Annotated in this window: 22 protein-coding genes and 1 pseudogene; 12 read left to right on the top strand and 11 right to left on the bottom strand. The window is 72.7% G+C overall.

The features are described from left to right. Positions 1 to 104: 104 nt before the first annotated feature. The 10 genes and pseudogenes from AB0K18_RS36895 to AB0K18_RS36850 all read right to left on the bottom strand — a co-directional run. Positions 105 to 393, bottom strand: a pseudogene (locus tag AB0K18_RS36895) (UDP binding domain-containing protein); the annotation flags it as partial. Continuing rightward, positions 375 to 680: a hypothetical protein gene (locus AB0K18_RS36890; RefSeq protein WP_364924152.1), complete on the bottom strand. Its 306-nt coding sequence runs from the start codon at positions 678 to 680 to the stop codon at positions 375 to 377. The pseudogene AB0K18_RS36895 and the gene AB0K18_RS36890, both read right to left, overlap by 19 nt. Before the next feature lie 21 nt (positions 681 to 701). Beyond that, positions 702 to 1,151: a VOC family protein gene (locus tag AB0K18_RS36885; protein WP_364924149.1), complete on the bottom strand. Its 450-nt coding sequence runs from the start codon at positions 1,149 to 1,151 to the stop codon at positions 702 to 704. Positions 1,152 to 1,186: 35 nt separating this feature from the next. Then, the gene (locus AB0K18_RS36880) at positions 1,187 to 2,137 is read right to left on the bottom strand and encodes an NADP-dependent oxidoreductase (protein ID WP_364924146.1); all 951 of its coding nucleotides are present in this window, start codon (positions 2,135 to 2,137) and stop codon (positions 1,187 to 1,189) included. 80 nt (positions 2,138 to 2,217) lie between these two features. Continuing rightward, complete coding sequence (locus AB0K18_RS36875) at positions 2,218 to 3,597, bottom strand: alpha/beta fold hydrolase (RefSeq protein ID WP_364924143.1); 1,380 nt, start codon at positions 3,595 to 3,597, stop codon at positions 2,218 to 2,220. Beyond that, positions 3,594 to 4,508 carry a hypothetical protein gene (locus AB0K18_RS36870; RefSeq protein ID WP_364924139.1) on the bottom strand — a complete coding sequence of 305 codons (915 nt, stop codon included), beginning with the start codon at positions 4,506 to 4,508 and terminating at the stop codon, positions 3,594 to 3,596. Before AB0K18_RS36870 ends, AB0K18_RS36875 begins: the two co-directional genes overlap by 4 nt. A 104-nt stretch (positions 4,509 to 4,612) precedes the next feature. Continuing rightward, positions 4,613 to 5,815, bottom strand: a complete 1,203-nt coding sequence (locus tag AB0K18_RS36865) for a cytochrome P450 (protein ID WP_364924136.1) — start codon at positions 5,813 to 5,815, stop codon at positions 4,613 to 4,615. 36 nt (positions 5,816 to 5,851) lie between these two features. Beyond that, entirely contained in the window at positions 5,852 to 7,402 is a 1,551-nt protein-coding gene (phnE, locus tag AB0K18_RS36860) for a phosphonate ABC transporter, permease protein PhnE (protein ID WP_364924133.1), read from the bottom strand. Between the two features lie 109 nt (positions 7,403 to 7,511). Next, positions 7,512 to 8,345 (bottom strand): phosphonate ABC transporter ATP-binding protein, encoded by an 834-nt coding sequence (locus AB0K18_RS36855; RefSeq protein ID WP_364924130.1) that lies wholly within the window; start codon positions 8,343 to 8,345, stop codon positions 7,512 to 7,514. Then, on the bottom strand, positions 8,338 to 9,330 hold the full coding sequence (locus AB0K18_RS36850) for a phosphate/phosphite/phosphonate ABC transporter substrate-binding protein (RefSeq protein WP_364924127.1): 993 nt from the start codon (positions 9,328 to 9,330) through the stop codon (positions 8,338 to 8,340). The genes AB0K18_RS36855 and AB0K18_RS36850 overlap by 8 nt, the downstream gene beginning before the upstream one ends. 215 nt (positions 9,331 to 9,545) lie before the next feature. On the opposite strand from AB0K18_RS36850, the gene AB0K18_RS36845 reads away from it, so the two are divergent. The 11 genes from AB0K18_RS36845 (at position 9,546) to AB0K18_RS36795 (ending at position 20,452) form a co-directional block, all read left to right on the top strand. Continuing rightward, the gene (locus tag AB0K18_RS36845; RefSeq protein WP_364924124.1) at positions 9,546 to 10,883 is read left to right on the top strand and encodes an alpha/beta hydrolase; all 1,338 of its coding nucleotides are present in this window, start codon (positions 9,546 to 9,548) and stop codon (positions 10,881 to 10,883) included. 8 nt (positions 10,884 to 10,891) lie between these two features. Next, positions 10,892 to 11,053, top strand: coding sequence for a hypothetical protein (locus AB0K18_RS36840; RefSeq protein ID WP_364924121.1), 162 nt, complete (start codon positions 10,892 to 10,894; stop codon positions 11,051 to 11,053). 2 nt (positions 11,054 to 11,055) lie between these two features. Continuing rightward, positions 11,056 to 12,060 carry a PaaX family transcriptional regulator C-terminal domain-containing protein gene (locus tag AB0K18_RS36835; RefSeq protein ID WP_364924118.1) on the top strand — a complete coding sequence of 335 codons (1,005 nt, stop codon included), beginning with the start codon at positions 11,056 to 11,058 and terminating at the stop codon, positions 12,058 to 12,060. Positions 12,061 to 12,136: 76 nt separating this feature from the next. Further along, the gene (locus AB0K18_RS36830; protein WP_364924115.1) at positions 12,137 to 13,060 is read left to right on the top strand and encodes a PaaX family transcriptional regulator C-terminal domain-containing protein; all 924 of its coding nucleotides are present in this window, start codon (positions 12,137 to 12,139) and stop codon (positions 13,058 to 13,060) included. A gap of 110 nt (positions 13,061 to 13,170) precedes the next feature. Continuing rightward, the gene (locus AB0K18_RS36825) at positions 13,171 to 14,064 is read left to right on the top strand and encodes a transporter substrate-binding domain-containing protein (protein WP_364924112.1); all 894 of its coding nucleotides are present in this window, start codon (positions 13,171 to 13,173) and stop codon (positions 14,062 to 14,064) included. 35 nt (positions 14,065 to 14,099) lie between these two features. Further along, positions 14,100 to 14,924 carry an amino acid ABC transporter permease gene (locus AB0K18_RS36820; RefSeq protein ID WP_364924109.1) on the top strand — a complete coding sequence of 275 codons (825 nt, stop codon included), beginning with the start codon at positions 14,100 to 14,102 and terminating at the stop codon, positions 14,922 to 14,924. After that, on the top strand, positions 14,921 to 15,727 hold the full coding sequence (locus AB0K18_RS36815) for an amino acid ABC transporter ATP-binding protein (RefSeq protein ID WP_364563470.1): 807 nt from the start codon (positions 14,921 to 14,923) through the stop codon (positions 15,725 to 15,727). Before AB0K18_RS36820 ends, AB0K18_RS36815 begins: the two co-directional genes overlap by 4 nt. Next, complete coding sequence (locus AB0K18_RS36810) at positions 15,724 to 16,845, top strand: CapA family protein (RefSeq protein WP_364924105.1); 1,122 nt, start codon at positions 15,724 to 15,726, stop codon at positions 16,843 to 16,845. Before AB0K18_RS36815 ends, AB0K18_RS36810 begins: the two co-directional genes overlap by 4 nt. Continuing rightward, entirely contained in the window at positions 16,838 to 18,076 is a 1,239-nt protein-coding gene (locus AB0K18_RS36805; RefSeq protein WP_364924102.1) for a CoA transferase, read from the top strand. Before AB0K18_RS36810 ends, AB0K18_RS36805 begins: the two co-directional genes overlap by 8 nt. Before the next feature lies 1 nt (position 18,077). After that, positions 18,078 to 19,142: a 2-hydroxyacyl-CoA dehydratase family protein gene (locus AB0K18_RS36800; RefSeq protein ID WP_364924099.1), complete on the top strand. Its 1,065-nt coding sequence runs from the start codon at positions 18,078 to 18,080 to the stop codon at positions 19,140 to 19,142. Beyond that, positions 19,130 to 20,452 (top strand): 2-hydroxyacyl-CoA dehydratase family protein, encoded by a 1,323-nt coding sequence (locus tag AB0K18_RS36795; protein WP_364924096.1) that lies wholly within the window; start codon positions 19,130 to 19,132, stop codon positions 20,450 to 20,452. The genes AB0K18_RS36800 and AB0K18_RS36795 overlap by 13 nt, the downstream gene beginning before the upstream one ends. On the opposite strand, the gene AB0K18_RS36790 is transcribed toward AB0K18_RS36795, so the two are convergent. Continuing rightward, positions 20,362 to 21,237 (bottom strand): PaaX family transcriptional regulator C-terminal domain-containing protein, encoded by an 876-nt coding sequence (locus AB0K18_RS36790; RefSeq protein WP_364924094.1) that lies wholly within the window; start codon positions 21,235 to 21,237, stop codon positions 20,362 to 20,364. The genes AB0K18_RS36795 and AB0K18_RS36790 overlap by 91 nt on opposite strands. Before the next feature lie 105 nt (positions 21,238 to 21,342). On the opposite strand from AB0K18_RS36790, the gene AB0K18_RS36785 reads away from it, so the two are divergent. After that, positions 21,343 to 22,269 carry an SDR family NAD(P)-dependent oxidoreductase gene (locus tag AB0K18_RS36785; RefSeq protein ID WP_364924091.1) on the top strand — a complete coding sequence of 309 codons (927 nt, stop codon included), beginning with the start codon at positions 21,343 to 21,345 and terminating at the stop codon, positions 22,267 to 22,269. The last annotated feature ends 5 nt before the right edge of the window (positions 22,270 to 22,274 follow it).

Genomic DNA, 22,274 nt, shown 5'->3' with positions numbered 1-22,274 from the left:
GTCAGAAGGGCGTCCAGCTCAGTCTTCACAAACCGATCTTGGACGCCCTTCGCTGTGCCCGCAGACGATCAGCGAATTTCACATCAACGATCTAGGGGCGGCCCACGGAACTCGCGCCACTCGGTGAGCAGCAGCACGACGTCGGCGTCGCGTACCGCGTCCCGCATCGACCAGGCGTAGCCCAGGCGCGGGTGTGCGGCGGGCGTTGCCGAGCGCCGCGGGGTCGTACACGGTGACCGTTCCGCCCTGGCCGCCGAGGGTGGCGGCGACGTCCGGTGCGGGTGCGTCGCGGATGTCGTCGGAGCCTGGCTTGAACGACGCGCCGAGCACGCCGATCGCCTTGCCCGCGAGCGTGCCCCCGAGCAGCTCGTGGGTCAGGGCAACGGTGCGGGCACCGGCTCGAAGAGCTCAGGCGCCGACGCCTCGGTGAAGAAGTCGCGCAGCCCCTCATCGATGTCGACGTCGTCCCGAATCTCCAGGGCGTCGGCCCACGCGGTGACGGTGTCCGCGGTGACGGCTCCCGCCAGGTACGCCCGCAGCAGCCGGACCACGTCCTCGGCTCGCACCCGCACCAGCGGACGCTCGACGTCCCACGGGAACGAGCGGAGCGCGCCCACGACCTCATCCACCGGCCGGCGCAGCTCCACGAGGTCGGCGAGGAGCCGGCGGCGTCCGCTCACGCACGAGCCTCCCCATCGAAGCTAGACGACGTCGAACTCGTTCCCCTCGGGGTCGAGCATCGCCACCGCGTAGTGATCCATCCCGGGCTGCGCGAGCACCAACACGACGGACGCCCCCGCCTCGACGAGCCGCTCCACCTCAGCGTCCACGCGCGCCCTCCGGACCTCCAGCGGCGCCTCCGCCCGCCTGCCGCCCACCTGCACATCCAGGTGGAACCGGTTCTTGACGACCTTGCCCTCAGGCACCTGCTGGAACCAGATCCGCGGCCCGCGCCCCTCGGGATCGACGATGCTGTCGGCGCAGTCTCCCTCCCCCAGCTCTTCCTCCGGCACCCCGAGCCGGAGCCAATGCTCCCGCCACGTGCCGGCCCCACCGGGCGGCGGCTCCACGACGTACCGCAACGCCCCCGCCCAGAACCGCACCATCCGCTCAGGCTCCGCACAGTCGATGACCAGTTGGTAGGAAACCATGCCCGCCATCCTGCCGGACCCGGCCGACAATCCGGTCAGGCGACGGTGAGGACGAGTTTGCCGCGGGTGCGGCCCTGTTCGCCGTGGCGGTGGGCTTCGGCGGCCTCCGCGAGTGGGTACGTGCGTTCCACCTCGACGTGCAGGTTACCCTCGTCGATCAGGGTGGCGAGCTGGGTGAGGGCGGCGCCGTCGGGCTCTACCAGGATGCCGGTGGCTCGGATGCCTTCCTCGCGGGCGCGGCCGATCAGATCGGGGGCGACGCCTGAGGGGACCGCCACCAGCAGGCCGCCTGGGCGGAGGGTTTGCAGGGAGCGGGTGCTGGTCCGGTCAACGGCGTCGCCTATCAGGTCCAGGACCACGTCCACGTCGCGTACGGCGGTCTCGAAGCTTGTGGTGGTGTAGTCGATCAGTTCGTCGGCGCCCAGGTCCCGGAGCCAGTCGTGTTTCTCCGAGCGGGCGGTGCCGATGACGTGCGCGCCCGTGTGCTTGGCAAGCTGCACCGCCAGGTGGCCGACGCCGCCGGCCGCCGCGTGGATGAGCACGCGGTGGCCGGTGCCGATGTGGGCGGTGTCGATCAGGGCCTGCCAGGCGGTCAAGGCGGCCAGTGGGGTGGCGGCGGCGGTCTCGTGACTGGTCGAGCGGGGTTTGCGGGCGAAGTGGCGGGAGGGCGCGGTGACGTACTCGGCGTACGCGCCCGCCTGGCGCGGGAACCACGGCATGCCGAACACCTCGTCGCCCGGCTGGAAGAGGGTCACCCCGAAGCCGGTCTCCTCGACCACGCCGGAGACGTCCCAGCCCAGCACGAACGGCGGGTCGCCGAGCACCGCCGCCATGCCGGAGCCCTGGCGGGTCTTCCAGTCGACGGGGTTGACGCCGGCGGCGTGCACCCGTACCAGGATCTCGGTGGGCAGCGGCGCCGGTCGCGGCACCTCGGCCAGGCGCAGCACCTCCGGGCCGCCGAAGGTGTCCTGAATGATCGCTTGCATGGGCATGGGTCCTTGCTCGGTTCGTACGGCACCTGCCCGGAGAGGGGTAGGGGCAAGAGCAAGAACCCGTAAGCAACTGGTTACGGACGGTTGAAGCGGGGTGGGGTGAAGGGGATGTAGCGGGCGGCGGGGTCGGCGGTGCGGGCGTTCATCGCGGGCGCGGACGTCGCCGGCCACCTTCCCGTGCGCAGGCGGTCGAACATGGTGGTCAGCGCGGCGTGCTGCTCCGCCGGTGTGAAGTCGCAGTGGCCGGCGCTGCGCGTGTACGTCTGGCGCAGCAGGGACGCCGATCCCGCCCGGCGGGCCTTCTCCTCGTACGCCTGCTGCTGGGCGACGGTCGAGATCTGGTCACCGATGTTCGACAGGGTGAGGACGGGGATGCGCAGCTTGCCGTCCAGGACGATGCCGCGGGCGAATCGGTCCACGGCGTCTGGGTCGGCGGCGATGCGGGGTGCCTTGGCCAGGGTCTTCAGGTCGTCCGTCAGCTTCAGGCCCGCCTGCTCGTACAGCTTGCCGACCGCGCGCCGCAGCGCGGGGTCGGCCTCGCGAAGCTGTCCGGCGTAGTCCACGCCGGTGTTCCAGGACGGGTTGCCGCCCACCACCTGCATGATCTGGCGGCGGCTGCTCATGGCCTGCCCGACGTACGGCAGGGGGCCGCCGGCCAGCGCGAGGTAGGCGCCCTGTTCCAGGCCGGCGGCGTCGCCGGCGGCGGGAGGCGGCGGGGTGGTGCCGTCGGGGTTCCTGCCCCAGGCGGGGAGCTGGCCGATCGCGGCGGCCAGCGCTATCCGGGCCCGGCCCTCGGGGGTGCGCTGGGCGGCGGCGAGGGCGTCGATCCACGCCTGGCGGGCCGACTCGACGTCCTCCGGGATGTCGATGACCGGCAGGCCCGGCGCGACCAGGCGTTCGAGGACGAAGATCGTGTCGAGCTTCTGGTTCCACTGGGCGACGGAGCCGCTCAGACCGCCGCACATGGGGACGGCGGCGTCGAACTTCCCGGGGTGGACCTGGGCGGCGCCGGCGGAGACGAAGCCGCCCATCGACGTCCCGGAGGCGATGGCTCTGCGGGCCTTGCCGTACGCCTGCTCGAACCGGGACAGGGCCTCGGCCTGGTTGTCGATGGCGGCGCGGATGTTCCAGCCGGTGACCACCCGGCTCGTGCCGCCCCGGGCCACGCCGTCGGCCAGCAGGCGCGCGGTCAGCTGCTCGGTGCGGCCGGGGCCGGCGAAGTCGAGGGCGACGACCACGGTGCCGTTCCAGCGGGCGGGGACGACGAACTCGTACGGTGTGCCGTCCTTGAGCGTGCCGCTGATGCAGGTGGGACGGGACGGCGAGTCCGGCAGGCAGGGCGTGCCACCGGGGGCGACGGCCGGGGTGGGACCGCTCTCGGCCATGGCGGGAAGGCCGGCGGCGGCGGTCGTCACCGCGATGGCCAGGGAGACGATGGTGGCGCGGCGGATCACAGCGACAGTCCCTTCGACTCGACGGTCCAGCCGTCCTCGGCGCACAGCCCGCAGTCGGGGCCGATGAAGCGCGCCCCGGCGGTACGGTCACCGCGCAGGACGTAGTCGAACCAGTCCGCGGCCACCTGCCAGCCCTTCGTCGCCTGGAGGCCCGCGATGAGGCCGACGTGCCCGGCCGTCGCGTCGGAGGCCAGCACGGCGGGGACGTCGAGGAGGGCGTAGTTGTCGATGCTGTTCTGGTACGCCACGTCGTCCGGGCCGCCGTTCACCAGGAGCGTCGGGGTGTGCAGGCCGGCGAGGCGGTCGCGCCCGAAGCCGCCGAAGAAGGGTTCGGGGAGATAGCCGGTGTTGAAGCCGGCGACCGCATCGATCATCGGGTCGGTTCCTGCGGCGAGGGCCTCGACGCCGCCGCAGCTGTGCCCGAGCACGCCGACGCGGGTCGTGTCGGCGCGTCCGTCGAACTGCTTGCGGGCCCGCCTCGACTCGGTGGCCCAATGGGCGGCGGCGAGCAGCGCCTCCGGGTGCGCGATGGTCTGCTCAGGGGTGCTCGGGACGGGGAAGTCGGCCACGCCGCCGTTGGCCACCACGATGTATCCCTGGGAGGCCAGGCCGGTGAGGAAGGTGATGCCTTCGAGGTTGCTCGCCGCGCAGGCGCCGTTGCCGTGGACGATCACGGGGAGGCTGTCCTTACGCAGTTTCTTCAGGTCGGCGGGACGGTAGACGGTGTGGCCCGGGAGGCCGTCGGCGGCCTCGCGGACGGTGGGCAGGATGGCCGCAGCCGGGGCCGCCGGTGGTTCGGGCGGCGGCGGGTTCTCGGGGGACGAGGCCGTCGCGGTGCCGGAGCCGGCCAGGACGACCGCTCCCAGGGTCGCCGCCAGCAGGATCCGGGCGGTCTTGAAGGGGGCCGACATGGGTGGTTGCCTCCACAATCGATGGACGAAGCCGGCAAGAGGGTGCCGGAACGGGGGGTGGGAACGAAGGGCGTGGCGGACGACCGCGGGCCGGCGTGCCGGGGTCAGGTGCGGGGGACGAGGCGGAGCGGTGCGGACTTGGGGCCGAACTCGAGCCAGTTGAACATCTCCACCTCGCCATCCGGTTCGACCCGATCGGTGCCCGCGAGCAGCTCTCCGAGCGCGGCTGCCAGCTCCATGCGGGCCATCGCCGCGCCCGGGCAGCGGTGCGGGCCGCGGCCGAAGGCGAGGTGGCGGTTGGGCCGCCGGTCGAGGTCGAGCCGGTCGGCGTCATCGAAGACCGTCTCGTCCCTGTTCGCCGAGGGGAAGATCATCGCGATCGGCTCTCCTGCGCGTACCGTCCGTCCTCCCAGCTCGACGTCGCGGAGTGCGGTGCGGGCGAACACGCGGTACGGGGCGTACAGCCGCAGGAGCTCCTCCATGGCCGCCGGCAGCAGGGTGGGGTCGGCGCGCAGCCGGTCCTGGAGCTCGGGGTCGCGGGACAGGTGGACGGCGGCGCTGCCCAGCACGGCGTGCGGCGCGCCGATGCCGGCCACGACCGTCTGCCGTACGGTGGCCACGACCAGGTCGGGCGGGATCGGCCGCTCGGGGTCACCGGACGCCTCCAGCAGGCTGGACACCAGGTCCTCGTCCGGGTCCTTGGGGTCGGCGCGGCGGTCAGCGACGATGGTCCTGGCGATGGCGTACAGCTCCTCGCTGGCCGTCATGATCCGGGCCCGGTCCATCTCCTGGATGGCGAAGCTGTACTCGACGCCGATCCGGCGGATCTCCAGCACCTGCTCCACCGGCAGGCCGAGGAAGATCGCGAAGCACTGCGCCGCGTACGGCAGCGCGAACTCCTTGGCGTAGTCGCCGCCGCCACGCGCCAGCAGCGGTTCCAGCAGTTCGCGGGCCGCCTGGGCGAAGGCCGGTTCGAGGCGCCTGAGCACGGCGCGGCGCAGCACCCGGTCCATGGGGGCGCGGTAGATCCCGTGCTCGGGCGGGTCGTAGTGCAGCGGCGGCCGGCGCTGGGCGCGCGGCACGTGCGGGACGACGTTCTGCGTGGCGGTGCTGAACGTCGCGCTGTCGCGGGCCACGCGCACGACGTCCGCGTAGCGGGTGGCCGCCCAGAAGCCGCCGAAGGCGTCGCTCCACGGCACCGGGCAGCGTCGCCGCAGGTCGGCGTAGACGCCGTGGGAGCTGTCGAAGGTCTCGGGCGCGGTGGGGTCCCAGTCGGAGGCGCGTTCGGGGCCCGCGGGGGCGGTCATGGTGAGGTCCCTTCGTATGGGCTCGTCCGGGGGCGGTCACAGCAGGTGGCGGCGGGCGGTGCGGGCGAGGGTCTCGATGGCGTACACGACGACGGCGATCGCGATGATGATCGCGGCGGTGGTGTCGTAGCGGAGGGTGGCGATCGACTCCTGCATGAAGTAGCCGACGCCGCCCGCACCCGCGATGCCGAGCACGACGGACTCACGCAGCGCCAGGTCGGCGACGAACAGGCCGTTGCCGGTGAAGGCGGGCACGAACTGCGGCCACGTCCCGGCGGTGAACGCCTGCCACCTGCCGGCGCCGACCGAGGTCAGCGCCTCACGCGGCAGCGGGTCGAGCTGTTCCAGGGAGTCGGTGAAAAACTTGGCGGCCAGCGCCGTGGAGGAGATCCACAGGGCCAGGAAACCCGCGAACGGTCCCAGGCCCAGCGCGGCCACGAAGAGCAGCGCGTACACGAGGTCGGGGATGCCTCTGACGACCACGAGCAGCACTCTGAGTGCGGCGGCCGGCGGGCGCCAAGGGGCGGTGCCGGTGGCGGTGAGCAGGGCCGCCACCAGGCCGCATGCCGCGCCGGCGGCTGCCGCGCCGAGCGCCATGAGCAGGCTCTCCAGCACCGCCATGAGCAGGTCGGTGGAGAAGGCGGGCGGCCACATGCCGGTGAGGACGCTCTGCAGGTTGGGCCAGGCGCTGGACAGCCGTCCGGGGTCGGGGCTGAGGGACCACAGCGACGCCAGGAAGATCACGCCGGTGATGGTCGCGCCGGCCACGCGCAGCACGCGGGCGCGGTCCCAGCCGACGTCGTACGGGGTCCGGCCGGCGGGCAGCGCCGTGCCCTCCGTCTTTCCGCCGGATCGGCGGCGCAGGGCCACCGACAGCAGTTCGAGCAGCAGGACGAGGGCGACGATCACGCAGATGATGCCGGCCGCGCGGTGGTAGTTGAGGCTGCCGAGCGCGGTCTGCAGCGCCACGCCGATGCCGCCGGCTCCGACGATGCCGAGCACGGCGGAGGCCCTGATGTTGATGTCGAGCCGGTAGAGCACGATGGCGACCAGCGCCGGGAACACGCGGGGCAGGACGGTGGCGGCGGCCACCTGCGCCTCGCGGGCGCCGCACGCGCGGGCCGCCTCGGCGGGTGCGGGGTCGGCCTCCTCGATGGCGTCGGCGAGCAGTTTGGCGATCATGCCGACCGAGTGCACGGCGACGGCGAGCGCGCCCGCCAGGGGGCCGAGGCCGAAGATCCGTACGAACAGGATCGCGAACGCCAGCGTCGGCACGGCCCTGGTCAGCACGATCACCGCCCGGGCGACCGGCCGCAGCCACGGGGTTCCCTGGTGGGTACGTGCGGCGATGAACGCCAACGGCACCGACGCCAACGTGGCGAGCCCGGTCCCGGCGACCGCGATGAGCAACGTCTCGACGATCATCGCCGCGACGTCACCGGCGGCGGGCAGGGTGGGCGGCCACATCCGCCCCAGCAACCGCGCGGTGTCATCAAGCCCGGCGGCGAGCGTGACCGGCGACAACCCGATCCACCAGAAGGCCACCCAGGTAACGCCCACCGCCGAGGCGATCAACCCACCCGCCACGACCCCCCGGACACCAACGGGCGGCCGGAGAGGGCCGGGGTCCTTGGGGGTGGGAGAAGGCGGGACGGCGCCGGCGACCGCACTCCCCTGCGCGGACGGCGCCGATACGTCAGGCATCGTGCTCACCTGCCGGGGTGTAGATGTCGTGGAGGCGGGCTGGGGTGAGGGTGGTGGCGGGTTCGTTCAGGATCAGGTGGCCGTTGCGGAGGGCCACGATCTGGTCGGCGGTGCTGAGGGCGAGTTCTACCTGGTGCAGGCTGCACAGGACGGAGATGCCGTCCTCGGTGCCGATGCGCTTGAGGGTGTCGAGGACGAGGACGCTCGCGGCCGGGTCGAGGGAGGCGACCGGCTCGTCGGCGAGGATCAGTTCCGGGCTCTGCAGCAGGGTGCGGGCCACCGCGACGCGCTGCTGCTGGCCGCCGGAGAGCGTGTCGCAGCGTTGGAAGCGCTGGTCGGCCAGGCCGACGCGGTCGAGTTGCTCGACCGCGCGGACGCGCAGGGCACGCGGGTAGCTCATCACCCCGTAGCGGGGCAGGCGCAGCGTGGCGAGGGCGCCCATCAGGACGTTCTCCATCGCGGACAGGCGTCCGACGAGGCCGAACTGCTGGAAGACGAACCCGACCCTGGCCCGCAGCGCGCGCAGGCGGCTGCGGGAGCAGGCGGCCGGGTTCTCCCCCAGCGTGCTGACGGTGCCGCGGTCCGGCAGGTGCATGCCGTTGGCCAGCCGCAGCAGGGTGGACTTTCCGGCTCCCGAGGGGCCGGTCAGGGCGACGAAGCGGCCGCGCGGCACCTCAAGGGAGACGCCGTCGAGGACGGTGACGCCGTTGAAGCTCTTCCCGACGCCGGACAATCGGAGGACGGGCTCGCCCTTCACCGGGCCGCCGCTCACAGGGCCGGTCGCCGAGCCGGTCTCAGGGCCGTTCACAGAGATTTGCTCAGCCACCGGACGTGCACACCTCGGCCTCGGTGATCTCGCAGATGCGGGTGATCGGCTCGTACGTCGCGTCCGTGGCCTTGACGAACGTCCACGCGGTGGAGGTGCCGAGGGTGCAGGCGGGGACGCCGGCGTGCTCACCCCAGTCCTTCGACCCCTTGATCTCGCTGCCCTTGCACAGCCCGGCCGATGCGGCGCCGGTGGCGGTCAGGCCGGTCACGGCGGTGGTGATCTTGTCGCGCATGTCCTGCGGCAGCCAGGTGCCGACCACGATCGGCGGGCCGGGGATGAGGGGTGAGGTCCAGACCTTGGTCACCTGGCCGGGCTTGAGCTGCCCGCGGGCGGGGAGCAGCTGGTCGATGAAGACGTCGCCGACGAACGCGATGTCGCAGTCGCCGGCCAGCAGCGAGGCGACGGCGGTGTCGTGGCCGTGGGTGAACACGGTCTTGACGTCCTTGTCCACGTCCACGCCGGCCTCCCGCAGCGAGGCGAGGGGCTGCAGGTAGCCGGTGGTGGAGCCCGGGTCGGTGAAGCAGACGTCCTTGCCGGCGACGTCCTTGAGCGAGGCGATGCCGCTGTCGCCGCCCCGGGTGACGCCGTAGGCGTAGGCGCCGGGCTCGCCGTCGGGTGCGGCGAGCGGGACGGCGACGGGCTCGACGTCGGCGCGGGTGCGGGCCAGGTAGTAGCTGAAGGCGCCGTAGACGGCGACGTCCACCCGCTTGGCGACCTGCGCCTCGACGACGGCCGCGTTGCTGGTGACGGCCTGGAAGCGCACCGGGATGCCGAGCTCCTTGCCGAGCGCGGAGATGATCGGGGCGAACGACGCCTCCAGGTTGTCGCTCTGCTCGGAAGGGATGGCGGCGAAGACCAGCTCGGTGGGCCGGCCGCCGTCGCCGGACGCGCTGCGGGTGCTTCCGGGGCCGGCGCCGCAGGCGGGCAGGAGTGCGATCGCGGCACATGCCGCGACGGCGCCCAGAGCTGACTTGCGGAACATCGAGGCTCCTCACATGCAGGTGGTCGGGCCAAAGTAAGCAGCACCGGCACCATTGTCAACACTTATATGACGACCGTAGGATTTGTGTCTAATAACATCGGCGGCTCATTTCGGACGAGCGTCCATCGATGTGTTGTCTTTCTCGCGTTGGCAGCTTCCCACCCTTGGAGGCGGACATCAATCCCCGTACAGTGATCAAACGGGCATCTCGCGCCATGACCGTGGCCTCGGTCGCGGCGACCGCGCTCGCCCTCACGCCACCGGCGTCGGCCGAGACGGGTGCGCTCAGCCTCTCCGGCGTGCACCCGAGCGGCGCCACGTACGCCATCGAGGTCCCACGCGGCTGGAACGGCACCGTGCTGACGTTCACCCCCGGCTACGGCCAGGGCGCCGGCCCTGACCACCTGCCGGCCGACCTCGGCGGCGACGCCGCCTCGCGCTCGTGGCTGCTGGCCCACGGCTACGCGCTCGCCGGCTCCCGGCCCTACGGGGACGGCTGGGCCGTCGAGGAGACGCTCAAAGCCTCGGCCGACACCTTGGCGACGTTCGCCGAGAAGGCCGGCGACCCGGCCATCACCCTGGCATGGGGCGCCTCGATGGGCGGCGCCGTCGCGGCCGGGCTGGCCGAGCTCCGGCCCGACCTGGTCGACGGCGCGCTGCCGTACTGCGCCTCGGTCGCCGGTCCTGTGGCGATGCTCAACCAGTCGCTGGACGCGGCGTTCGCCTTCAAGACCCTGCTCGCGCCGGGCGAGGACACCATCAAGCTCGTCCGCCTGGCCTCGGCGGAGGAGGAGGCGCGCAGCACCACGGCCGCCCGCACCGTCCTGGACGCCGCCCAGCAGAGCGCGGCCGGCCGGGCCCGCATCGCGCTGGCGGCGTCCTTCGCCCAGGTCTCGCCCTGGTCGGTGACCGGCACCGACGAGCCCGCGCCGCATGACTGGGAGGCGCAGCAGGCCCAGGAGTACGCGGCGTTCATGCCGACCGTCTTCTCCCCGCGCCATCCGCTGGAGCAGCGGGCTGGCGGGAACTTCTCCTGGAACACCGGCGTGGACTACCGCAGGCAGCTGCGCGAGTCGGGGCGCCTGCGGCAGGTGCGCGCCCTCTACGACCGCGCGGGCCTGAGCCTGGACGCCGACCTCGCGGCCCTGGCCAAGGCGCCCCGCGTGGCCGCCGACCCGGCCGCCGTCGCGTACATGGAGGACTACTTCACCCCTCGCGGCCGGCTCGGCGTCCCCGTCCTGACGATGCACGAGCGCGGCGACAACTACCCCACCGTCACCCAGGCCCGCGCGTACGCCGACGTGGTCCGGCGCGCCGGGAAGAACCCGCTGCTGCGGCAGGCGTTCGTGGACCGGCCCGGCCACTGCCGCTACACCGGGGCCGAGTTCGTCGCCGCCGTCCGGACGTTGCGCGACCGGGTGGCCACCGGCCGGTGGCCGGACACCGGCGCGCACCGGCTCAACCGGCTGGCCGCCGCCTACCCGGACCTGGGCACGGCGGAGTTCACCGCCTATCGCCCTGGCCGTTTCCTGCGCCCGCACGTGCCGCGATGAAGGCCGCGATGAAGGCCGCGATGAAGGCCACGGTGAAGGCCGCGGTGAAGGCCGCGGTGAAGGCCGCGGTGAAGGGGGTGCGCGTCATCGGTGAGGCCGTAGGATTCACGCAGGCCGAGCCCGGCGAGCCCGCCCGTGGCCGGGACGGCCGTCCCGGCCGAGGAGTCTGACGATGGGGGGACACCTGGTGGCCGCGTCGCCGGAGCCCGGATCCCTGCCCAGAGCCCGCCAGGGCGCCGAGCCCCAGCGCCTGCTGACCACGCTGCTCGGCGACTACTGGTTCTGGCGGCAGGAGCACATCCCGTCGGCGGCGCTGGTGCGGCTGCTGGAGGAGTTCGGCATCACTCCGGCGGGCGCCCGCGCCGCCCTGCGGCGGGTCACCTCGCGCGGGCTGCTGACCAGCTCGCGCAACGGCCGCACGACCGCGTACGGGCTGCCGCCCAGGGCGCACGACGTGATCGTGGCGCACATGCGGCGACTGCTGACGTTCGGCGCGGCCACGCCGCTGTGGGACGGGCGGTGGACGGTCGTCATGTTCTCGGTGCCAGAGGACCAGCGCGACGTCCGCCGCCTGCTGCGCGACGGGCTGCGCCTGCTGCACTTCGGCATGGTGTTCGACGCGGTGTGGGTGTCGCCGCACGACCGGGCGGAGGACGCCGTCGCGCTGCTGGGCAGGCTGGGCGTGCGCGGGGCCGCGGTGTTCCGTGCCCGCGAGGTCGCCGGCGGCGATCTCGAGCCGGTGCTGGAGCGGGCCTTCGACGTGGGCGCGCTGCGCGAGCGCTACACGCGCTTCATCGACGCTCACCGGCCGGTCGCCGAGCGGCTGGCCGGCTCGAGCCCGGCGCCCGCCGAGGCGCTGCGGCTGCGTACGGCGATCATGACGGACTGGCGGGTGTTCCCCGCGCTCGACCCCGACCTGCCCGCCGAACTGCTGCCCGCGGGCTGGCCGCGCGACGAGGCCAGGCGGCTGTGCGTGCGGATCTACGACTCCCTGGGCAAGCCGGCGGAGGAGCGGTTCCGCGGGATCCTCGCCGGGTTCGACCCCGCTCTGGCCGGCCTGGCGGCGCATCACACCTTCGCTCAGGTCTCCGCCCTGGAGTCGCCGGCGGCCCACCGCCGCACGACCTTCGACGAGACGACCGACCGGGCTCGCCTCGACCTCCTCACCGACGGCTGACCGCATCATGCAGCAGCACAAAGCATGACAACATGGCAACGACCGCGCGCGTAAACGTTGTCAATATACTCGGGATGTGAATGACCGGAAACTGGCCGAAGCCGTAGACGTCGACTTTCCGCGCTACCAGGTGGGCGCGCCCCCGCAGCACCTGATCACCACGTTGCTCGGCGACTACTGGATCAGCCGGCCCGAGCAGCTGCCCTCGGCGGCGCTGGTGCGGCTGACCGAGGAGTTCGGCGTCTCCCCCGTGGCCGCGCGGGCCGCGCTGAGCCGCCTGACCAAGCGGGACCTGCTGGTGTCGTCGAAGTCGGGGCGGCGCACCTACTACCGGCTGACCGACCAGGCCGCCGCGGTGCTGCAGGAGGGCCGGCAGCGGATCATGTCGTTCGGCCTGGAGCAGGGGGCCTGGGACGGCAGGTGGGTGATGGCCGCGTTCTCCATCTCCGAGGAGCAGCGCGACCTGCGCCACACGCTGCGGGCGCGGCTGCGCTGGCTGGGCTTCGCCCCGCTCTACGACGGGCTGTGGGTCTCGCCCAGGGCCGACGCCGACAGCGCGGCGGCGGTGCTCAGCGAGCTGGAGATCCCCATGGCGACGGTCTTCCGCGCCGAGGCGCTCGACCTGCCCGGCATGCGGGCGCCGCGGGAGGCGTGGGACTTCGAGCAGCTGCGCCGCACGTACGAGGGTTTCGTCGCCCAGTACGCGCCCCTCCTCGACCGCGTGCGCAGGGGCACCGTCGGCGCGTCGGAGGCGCTGGTGGCGCGCTCGGGGATCATGGACACCTGGCGGACGTTCCCCAACCACGACCCCGACCTGCCCGCCGAGCTGCTGCCCGCCGACTGGCCGCGCGCGGCCGCGCGCAAGCTCTTCGTCGAGATCTACGACACCCTCGGGCCGCTCGCCGAGTTCCGCGTCAGGCAGATCGTCGCGGAGTTCGACCCGGCGCTGGCCGGCCTGGTCTCCCACCACGGGACCGGCTCCATCCTCACCCCCTCCTGACCGTCCCCGCCGCACAGTGGGCCCTTGACAGGTGTGCACCCTGAGATGTGACACTTGCCCCAACGACCGCAAAACTAACTGCATCATTAGCCGGTCGCGGAAGGACCACCATGAGACTGTCCAGGACCATGCTCGCGGGCGCGGCGGCCGTGACGCTCGCCTCCGCCTCGGCGTGCGGCGGAGGCGGCGGTGAGCCGCAGCGGCCGGCCGGCGCGACGGCTCTGTACGACGCCCTACCCGATGCCGTGAAGGAGGCGGGCGTCATCCGATTTGCCGGTGATTCGCATCCGCCCTACCGGATCGTCGCGAACGACGGCAAGACCGTCACGGGCATCGACAAGGAGCTGCAGGACGCGCTCGGCAAGGTGCTGGGAGTCCGCACCGAGATCTCGATCGTCAACGGGCTTCCCGCGGCGCTGTCCGGCATGCTGGCCTCCCGCTACGACGCCTTCAACGGCCCGGTCAAGGACACCGCCGAGCGCGAGAAGCAGTTCGACGCGATCGTGTGGATGGTCACCAGGACCTCCTACCTGATCCCCAAGTCCGGGTCCGCGGCCATCAAGAGCTCGGCCGACCTGTGCGGCAAGCGCGTCGCGGGCACCGCGGGCAGCATCGTGGAGGACCAGGCCAAGCGCCTGACCGACTGGTGCGCCAAGCAGGGCAAGCCGAAGATCGAGTTCATCGGCCTCGCCGACACCAACGGCACCATCCTCGCCGCCAGGTCGGGCCGCGCCGACGCCGCCGGCATGACCGAGAGCGCCGCGCTCGACGTGCTGGGCAAGGAGAAGGACGCCTTCACCTACGTCACCCAGACCGACGAGCAGGGCGCCGGCGTGGACCGGCTGGCGATGCTGGTGCCCAAGTCGAGCGGGCTCGGCCCGGTCATGCTCGACGCGTTCAAGGAGATCTTCAAGAACGGCGAGTACAAGAAGATCATGGACAAGTACGGGCTCCAGAACGTCGCCGTCGAGGAGCCCGCGCTGAACACGGCGGGCGCGCAGTGAGTCTCGCGCCAGCGGAGGCCCGGACGGACGCCCCCGTGGACATCGCGTCCGCCCGGCCCCGCGTCCGCCCCCTGCGCTGGGTGACCGGAGCCGTGCTGCTCGTGCTGGCCGCGCAGTTCGTCTGGTTCCTGCTCACCAACCCGCGCTTCGAGTGGGCGGTGGCCGGCGAATACCTGTTCGACCCGAACATCCTGCGCGGCCTCGGCATGTCGCTGCTGCTCACCGTGATCGGCATGACGCTGGGCAGCCTGCTCGGGGTGCTGCTCGCGGCCGGCCGGCTGAGCGGGTTCAAGCCGGTGGCCTGGGCCTGCGGGATCTATGTGGCGGTCTTCCGCGGCATCCCGCCGCTGGTGCAGCTGATCTTCTGGTTCAACCTCGGCTATCTGCTGCCGCGCATCTCGCTGGGCATCCCGTTCGGGCCGACGTTCGTCTCGTGGCCGACCAACTCCGTGATCAGCTCGCTCACCGCCGCGATCATCGGGCTCACCCTGCACGAGGCCGCGTACATGGCGGAGATCGTCAGGGCGGGCATCCTGGCCGTGGACCACGGGCAGCGTGACGCGGCCCGCGCGATGGGGTTCACCGCCGGGCAGGGGTTCGTCAAGGTCGTGCTGCCCCAGGCGATGCGGGTGATCGTGCCGCCCACCGGCAGCCAGTTCATCAGCCTGCTGAAGGGCACCTCGCTGGTCAGCGTGATCGCGATGGCCGACCTGCTGTACTCCGTGCAGGTGATCTACAACAGGACGTACGAGATCGTGCCGCTGCTGATCGTGGCCTGCGCCTGGTACCTCGCGGTGGTCACCGTGCTCTCGCTCGGCCAGCGGCGCCTGGAGCGGCACTTCGGGAAGGGGCAGCGGTGAGCGACACGCCGGTCCTGCACGTCCGTGACGTGCGCAAGCGGTTCGGCGGCCACGCGGCGCTCGACGGGGTGAGCCTCGATGTGCACGAGGGCGAGGTGGTCACCGTCATCGGCCCGTCCGGGTCGGGCAAGTCCACGCTGGTGCGCTGCGTCCACCAGCTGGAGAGCATCGACGGCGGGGCGATGTACCTCGACGGGGAGCTGCTCGGCTACGAGAGGCACCGGGGCCACCTGCGCCCGCTGCCGGACCGCAGGGTGGCCGCCCAGCGCAGCCGCATGGGCATGGTCTTCCAGCAGTTCAACCTGTTCGGTCACTGGAGCGTGCTGCGGAACGTGGTGGAGGCGCAGGTGGCGGTGCACGGCCGCGACCCCGGGCAGGCACGCGCAGAGGCGCTGCGGCTGCTGGAGCGGGTGGGGCTGGCCGGCAAGGCGGACGCCCATCCCCGGATGCTCTCCGGCGGCCAGCAGCAGCGCGTCGCCATCGCCAGGGCCCTGGCCACGAACCCCCGGATCATGCTGTTCGACGAGCCGACCAGCGCCCTGGACCCCGAGCTGGTGGACGAGGTGCTGAGCGTCGTCCGCGACCTGGCGCGCGGCGGCATGACCATGATCATCGTGACGCACGAGATGAGCTTCGCCCGCGAGGTGGCCGACCGCTGCGTCTTCATGGAGGAGGGCCGCGTGGCCGCGACCGGCACACCGAAGGAGATCTTCGACGCCCCCTCGTCGCCCCGCCTGCGCAGCTTCCTGTCGCGCTTCACCGGCCAGGCCGGAAAGACCCCTGTAGAGGAGAGCACGTCTTGAGTCTCACGGTGATGGCCGTCGGCGACCTGGTCGTCGACGAGCCCGATCCCGCGTCCTTCTTCGTCCCCGCCCGGGAGACGCTGGGCCGGGGCGGCGTGGTGATCGGCCACGTGGAGGTGCCGCACAGCACGTCCACCGCCCAGGTCAGCACCGACGTGCCGGCGCCGCCCGCCGACCCCGCCGCGCTGCGCGCGGTCGCCGAGGCCGGCTTCCACGTGGTGACGCTCGCCGGCAACCACGTCTACGACGTCGGCGACCAGGGCGTGGCCGACACCATCAAGTACGCGACGGAGGCCGGGATGGCCACCGCCGGCGCCGGGATGACGCTGGCCGAGGCCCGCCGTCCCGCGATCGTGACGCGCGACGGGCTGCGGGTCGGCGTGCTGAGCTACAACTGCGTCGGCCCCCGCGAGTCGTGGGCGACCAGCCGCAAGCCGGGCTGCGCGTACGTCAAGGTGCTCACCCACTACGAGCTCGACCACGCCAGCCCCGGCGGCCCGCCCGAGATCTACACCTTCGCCGACCCGGCGGGGCTGGAGCGGATGGCGGCCGACGTCCAGGCCCTGGCGGGCGAGGCCGACGTGGTGCTGGTGTCGCTGCACAAGGGCGTCGGGCACACGCCGGCGGTGCTCGCGATGTACGAGCGGCCGGTCGCGCACGCCGCGATCGACGCGGGCGCGCAGGCGGTGTTCGCGCACCACGCCCACATCATGCGGGGCGTCGAGATGTACCGGGGCAAGCCGATCTATCACGGGCTGGGCAACTTCGTGACCGTCACCCACGCGCTGACCCCGAAGTCGGGCGACGAGGGCGAGCGGGCCGAATGGGCGCGCCGCCGGGTCGAGCTGTACGGCTTCGCCCCCGACCCGGACATGCCGTACTACCCGTTCCATCCGGAGAGCCGCAACACCGCGATCGCGCTGTGCCGCTTCGACCGCGACGGCCTGGTCTCGGCCGGTCTGGTGCCGTGCTGGATCGACGACGCGGGCCGCCCGGTGCCGCTCGGCGACGACGAGGAGGGCCGCAAGGTGGTGGCCTACATCGAGCGCATCACGCGGCAGGCGGGCCTGAAGACGGAGTTCCGCTGGGAGGGTGACGAGGTGGTGCTGCGTGGCTGAGCGCCCGCTGGCCGGCCGTACGGTGATCGACCTGACCACCGCGCTGTCCGGCCCGTACGCGACCCTGCTGCTGGCCGGGCTCGGCGCCCGCGTCATCAAGGTGGAGAACCCGCTGACCGGCGGCGACAGCTCCCGCAACAACGCGCCGTACCTCGGCGCGGGCGGGCTGTCGCTGGCCCGCGCCGCGGACGACGACATGTCGGTGTCGATGCTCCTGCGCGGCCGCAACAAGCAGAGCGTCACGCTCAACCTCAAGCATCCCCAGGCGCGTGACGTGCTGGGCAGGCTGGTCAGGGTCTCCGACATCATGATCGACAACTACAGCGCGGGCGTGACGGCCCGGCTCGGCATCGATCACGACTGGGCGAGCGCGATCAACCCGCGCATCGTGTGCACGTCGATCAGCGGCTTCGGCGGGCAGGGCGGCCCCGGCTCCGGCAAGGCCATGGACACCATCATCCAGGCGCTGAGCGGCGTGATGATGACCGCGGGCGCGCCCGGCGAGCCGCCGGTCCGCTTCGGGCTGCCGGTGGGCGACCTGGTCGCGCCGCTGTACGCGGTGATCGGCACGCTCGCCGCGGTCCTGCGGGCCGACGCGACGGGCCAGGGCCAGCACGTGGACGTGTCCATGCTCGGGGCGCTCACCTCCCTGGTGGCGTGCGAGCCGTTCGACGCCTACGAGAAGCTGGGCCTGCCCATGCGGACGGGGGCGACCGTGCCCAGGCTGGCGCCGTTCGGCACGTTCAGGGCCGCGGACGGCTGGTTCGCCTTGTGCGGGCCCACCGACGCCTTCGCGCGCGGCCTGTTCACCGCGATGGGCCGCGACGACCTGGCCGCCGACCCGCGCTTCGCCACCCGTGACGCGCGGGTGGTCAACGCCGGGGAGCTGCACGAGCTGCTGGGCGCGTGGGCGGCGGACCACCCGCTCGCCGAGGTCCTCGACCTGCTGACGCGGCACGGGGTGCCGGCCGCCGAGGTGCGCGAGCCGGGCGACGCCGTACGCGACCCGCTGGTGCTGGAGCGCGAGGAGGTCGTGCCGCTGACGCATCCCCGGCACGGCGACCCCGGCGACCTGTACGGCACGGGCGTGCCGATCCGCTTCTCCGGCTCGGAGGCGGCGCTCGACCGGCCGGCGCCGGGGCTCGGCGAGCACAACGACGAGATCTACGGCGGGCTGCTCGGCTACTCCGCCGAGGAGCTGAAGACGCTGGCCGACGAAGGGGTGATCTGACGTGGGCGGCGCACTGGCCGCGCTGGAGGAGGCGTACGCCCGCCGCGTCCAGGAGGGCCCCGTCGTTGGTTATGTCGGCGCTGACGTGCCGGTCGAGCTGCTGACCGCCGCCGGGCTGCGCGCGACCCGGCTCACCGGCGATCCGGAGTCCGGCTCCGAGCTCGGCGACCGCTACCTGGGACGCGGGGTGGACCCCGCGGCCCGCTCGGTGCTCACCCGGCTGCTCGACGGCGCCTTCGGCGACCTGGACCGGGTGGTCGTCAGCCATGACTGCGAGGCGTCGCTGCGGCTGTTCTACGCGCTGCGCGAGCTGCGCCGCGTGGAGCCGGGCCGGGGGCTGCCGGAGGCGTACCTGGTGGACCTGCTGCACCTGCCGCACCGCACGACCGCCCGCTACAACCGGCGCAGGGTCGGCGAGTTCGCCGCCCGCCTGGAGGCGTGGACCGGCCGCGGGCTCGACCTCGCGGGGGCGGTGGCGGCGCACGACGAGCGGCGCCGGCTGCTGGCCGCCGTCGCCGAGCTGCGCAGGATCGTGCCCGCCCGGCTCACCGGCCGGCAGTTCCTCGCGGCGGCGAACGCCGCCCTGCCGGTGACCGAGCACATCGCGCTGCTGGCCAGGCTGCTGTCGGAGGCGGACCGGCTCGACGAGCACACCGGGCGGCGGGTCTTCCTGAGCGGCAGCGCCCACGACACGCCGCACGTGTACGACGCCATCGAGGCCGAGGGCCACGTGATCGTCGGCGAGGACCACTCCTTCGGCGACCTCGCCGTCACCGGCCCGGTGGGCACGGCCAGCCTCGACGCGCTGGCCGAGCACTACCATCGCGGCACCCTGACCGCGCACCGGGCCACGCCGGGCGCGCGGGCCGCGTACGCGGCGGTGGCCGTCCGCCGCTGCCGGGCCGAGCTGTTCGTCTCCTACTGCCGCGAGTCCGACGAGGCACCGGCGTGGGACTTCCCCGCGCAGCGCGCGGCGCTGGACATCCCGGCCGTGCTGCTCGAACACCAGGAGTACGGGCGCGCCGACCTGGCCGCCCTGCGGAAGGAACTCGCATGCCCCAAGTGAGCTCGCGCAGCGTGAAGTCCCTCGCCACGGCGGCGGAGGCGGGCAGGCACCAGCGCGAATGGTTCGCCGACCTGCGCCGCCGGGTCGCCGCCGGTGAGCCGTTCGCGCTGCTCAACGCGGACGTCCCGCACGAGATCTTCCGCACGATGGACATCCCGTACGCGGTCGGCCAGTGGTGGGCGTCCCTGGTGACCGCCAAGCAGCGCTCGGGGCACTACCTCGACCTCGTACGGCAGCGCGGCTACCCCGACTACTCCGAGCAGTACAACGCGGTCACCCTCGGCTCCGCGTTCGACCCCGACCCCGACGCGGGCCCGTGGGGCGGCCTGCCGAAACCGGACATCATCGTCGGCGACGCCACCGGCGACGTCACCCGCAAGATCTTCGACGTCTGGGGGCACGAGCCGGGCGTCACCTTCTTCCCCCTGGAGAGCGCGGCCGAGAACGAGATCCCGGTCAACTGGTGGGAGCTGATGCCGCACCGGTGGGAGGAGGCCGTCGGCCCGGCCCGGCTCGACCTGCTCACCGCGGAGCTGGAGAACCTCGTCAGGTTCCTGGAGACGACCACCGGCAGGCGGTTCGACGAGTCCCGCTTCCGCCAGGTGATGGCCCTGGTCAACGAGCAGGAGGAGTGGAACAGGAAGACGCGCGACCTCATCGCCCGCGCCCGCCCCGCGCCGCTCGGCGTGGTGGACAGCATCCCCAGCGTCATGCTGCCGCAGTGGCACCGCGGCACCGAGTGGGCCCGCGACCTCGCCAAGAGCTTCTACGAGGAGGTGCGCGAGCGCGTGGACGCGGGCGTCGGCGCCTGCGAGAAGGAGCGGGCCAGGCTGATGTGGATCGGCCGCGGCCTCTGGTACGACATGGGCTTCTACCAGCGCTTCCAGGACGAGTACGGCGCGGTCTTCGTCTGGTCGATGTACCTCGCCATCGCCGCCGACGGCTACATCCGCTACGGCGACGACCCCATGCGGGCGCTGGCGGCGCGCTTCGCCGCGTTCGGCGACCAGCTCTACACGCCGCCGTGGTCGAGCGAGTGGTACGTCAAGGAGGCCCGCCTGCACGGCATCGACGGCGTCGTGCATCTGGTCTCCGACGACCCGAGGGGCAGCTACTTCACGGCCAGGGCGCTGGAGTCGGCCGGGTTCCCGGTGATCGAGGTGCACGCCGACAACGTCGACACCCGCACCTTCGGCGGCGACGTCGCGGAACAGGTCGGTCAGTGGCTGGAGACCGTGGTCCTGCCGCGCTCGGGGTCGTCGGACGTCTCGACGATCTCCGACGCGAGCTTCGCCGCGGGCGGCTCATAGACGCGGGCCAGCCGGTGGAAGACCTGCTCGGCGCGGATCGCCGGCCAGCCGGGCGGCAGGTGCTCGGCGGGCAGGTGCGGATCCTGCCGGATGAGCTGCAGCCAGTCGGTGTGCAGGAGGAGCTGGCGGGCGAGGTCGTCGGCCGCCTCGGGCGCCGGGTGCTCGGTGTCCCAGCGGTCGAGGAAAGAGCGGTAGCGGCCGGCGATCTCGTCGATGGCGAACGCCTTGCCCACGATGTCGGCCGACTCCGTGGGGCCGAGCGCCCTGGCCTGCAGCACGGTGACGTGGTCGGAGACCCGCAGGCCGCTCGCCTCCAGGGAGGCGAGGATGCCGTGCACGTCCTTGGTGCCCGGCGCGATCCACATGCCGCTCTGCAGCAGGCCGAAGCCGGCCCAGATGAGCTGGGAGCGCAGGTCGTGCCGGGTGGAGCTGTCGGGCAGCGAGAACCCGACGAGCGTCCAGGTGCCGTCCCACGCGCGGTTGACCGCGCCGGTCTCCCAGACGCGCCGGCGCCCGTCCTCCAGCACCTCCTCCGCGCGTTCTGTGAGTCCGAAGTACGTCTTGCGTCCCTTGCGGTGGCGGGCCAGCAGGCCGCGCTTGGCCATGCGGGCCAGCGTGGACCTGACCGCCTCCTCGGAGACGCCGAGCCGGGCGAACACCTCGATGAGGCTGCCGGAGTAGACGGCCGTGCCCCGGCCCAGGACGTAGATGCCCAGGAAGCTCAGCAGCAGGGACTGCGGCCGCGCGGCCGCCTGTCGGGAGTCGTTCCCCTCGGTACGCGTCACAGCACGAGCGTAGGCAGGCCGCCAACGTTGGGCAAATCTTTGACGCCCGTCACAACAGTGACATATATTCGCTTTCGTCCGCCTTATCACTTCAGGGGGAATCCCATGGATCTTTCCGGCAAGGTCGCCGTTGTCACAGGTGCGGGCCGCGGGCTCGGCCGCGCGTACGCCGAGGCACTGGCCGCGGCCGGAGCGGCGGTGATCGTCAACGACGTGGACGCCTCGGCGGCGGCCGAGGTCGTCGCGGGCATCACCGCGAAGGGCGGCCGGGCCCGCGAGGTCGTCGCCCCGGTCGGCTCCGCAAAGGCGGCCGAGCAGCTGGTCGAGACCGCCGTCAGCGAGTTCGGCCGGCTGGACGTGATGGTGACCAACGCCGGCATCCTGCGCGACAAGGTGCTGTGGAAGATGTCGGACGACGACTTCGACGCCGTCATCGACGTGCACCTGCGCGGCACCTTCACCTGCGCGCGGGCCGCCGCCGTCAAGATGCGCGAGCAGGGCGAGGGCGGGCGGCTGATCCTCATCTCCTCCCCCGCCGGGCAGCGCGGCAACTTCGGCCAGACCAACTACGCCGCCGCCAAGGCCGGGATCGTGGCCATGGCCAGGACCTGGGCGATGGAGCTGGCCAGGGCGAACGTCACGGTCAACGCGGTCGTCCCGGTCGCGGCGACGGAGATGACCAAGACCATCCCCGCCTTCGCGCCCGTCATCGAGGAGGCCGAGCGGACCGGCGAGCCGTTCCCCGCCTGGCTGCGCAGGGACGAGGGCATGGGCACCGTCGAGGACGTCGCGGAGCTCATCGTCTTCCTCGCCTCGGACGCCTCCGCCGGGATCACCGGCCAGGCGATCGGGATCGGCGGCGACCGCCTCGCGCTGTGGTCGCACCCCGCCGAGAAGGCCGTCGCCTTCGCCGACGGAGGCTGGACGGCCGACGCCATCGCCGAGTCGTGGCAGGCGGGCGTCGGCGCCGAGCCCGAGACGTACGGGATCCCCGCCCCCAAGGCGCCCGCCGACTCCGGGCAGGGTGCCTGAGATGC

The organism is Nonomuraea sp. NPDC049421 (assembly GCF_040677005.1).
In the GTDB taxonomy this organism is placed as follows: Bacteria; Actinomycetota; Actinomycetes; order Streptosporangiales; family Streptosporangiaceae; genus Nonomuraea; species Nonomuraea salmonea.
The sequence above is the reverse complement of the archived record's forward strand: the minus strand, read 5'-3'. Positions and strand labels throughout refer to the sequence as shown.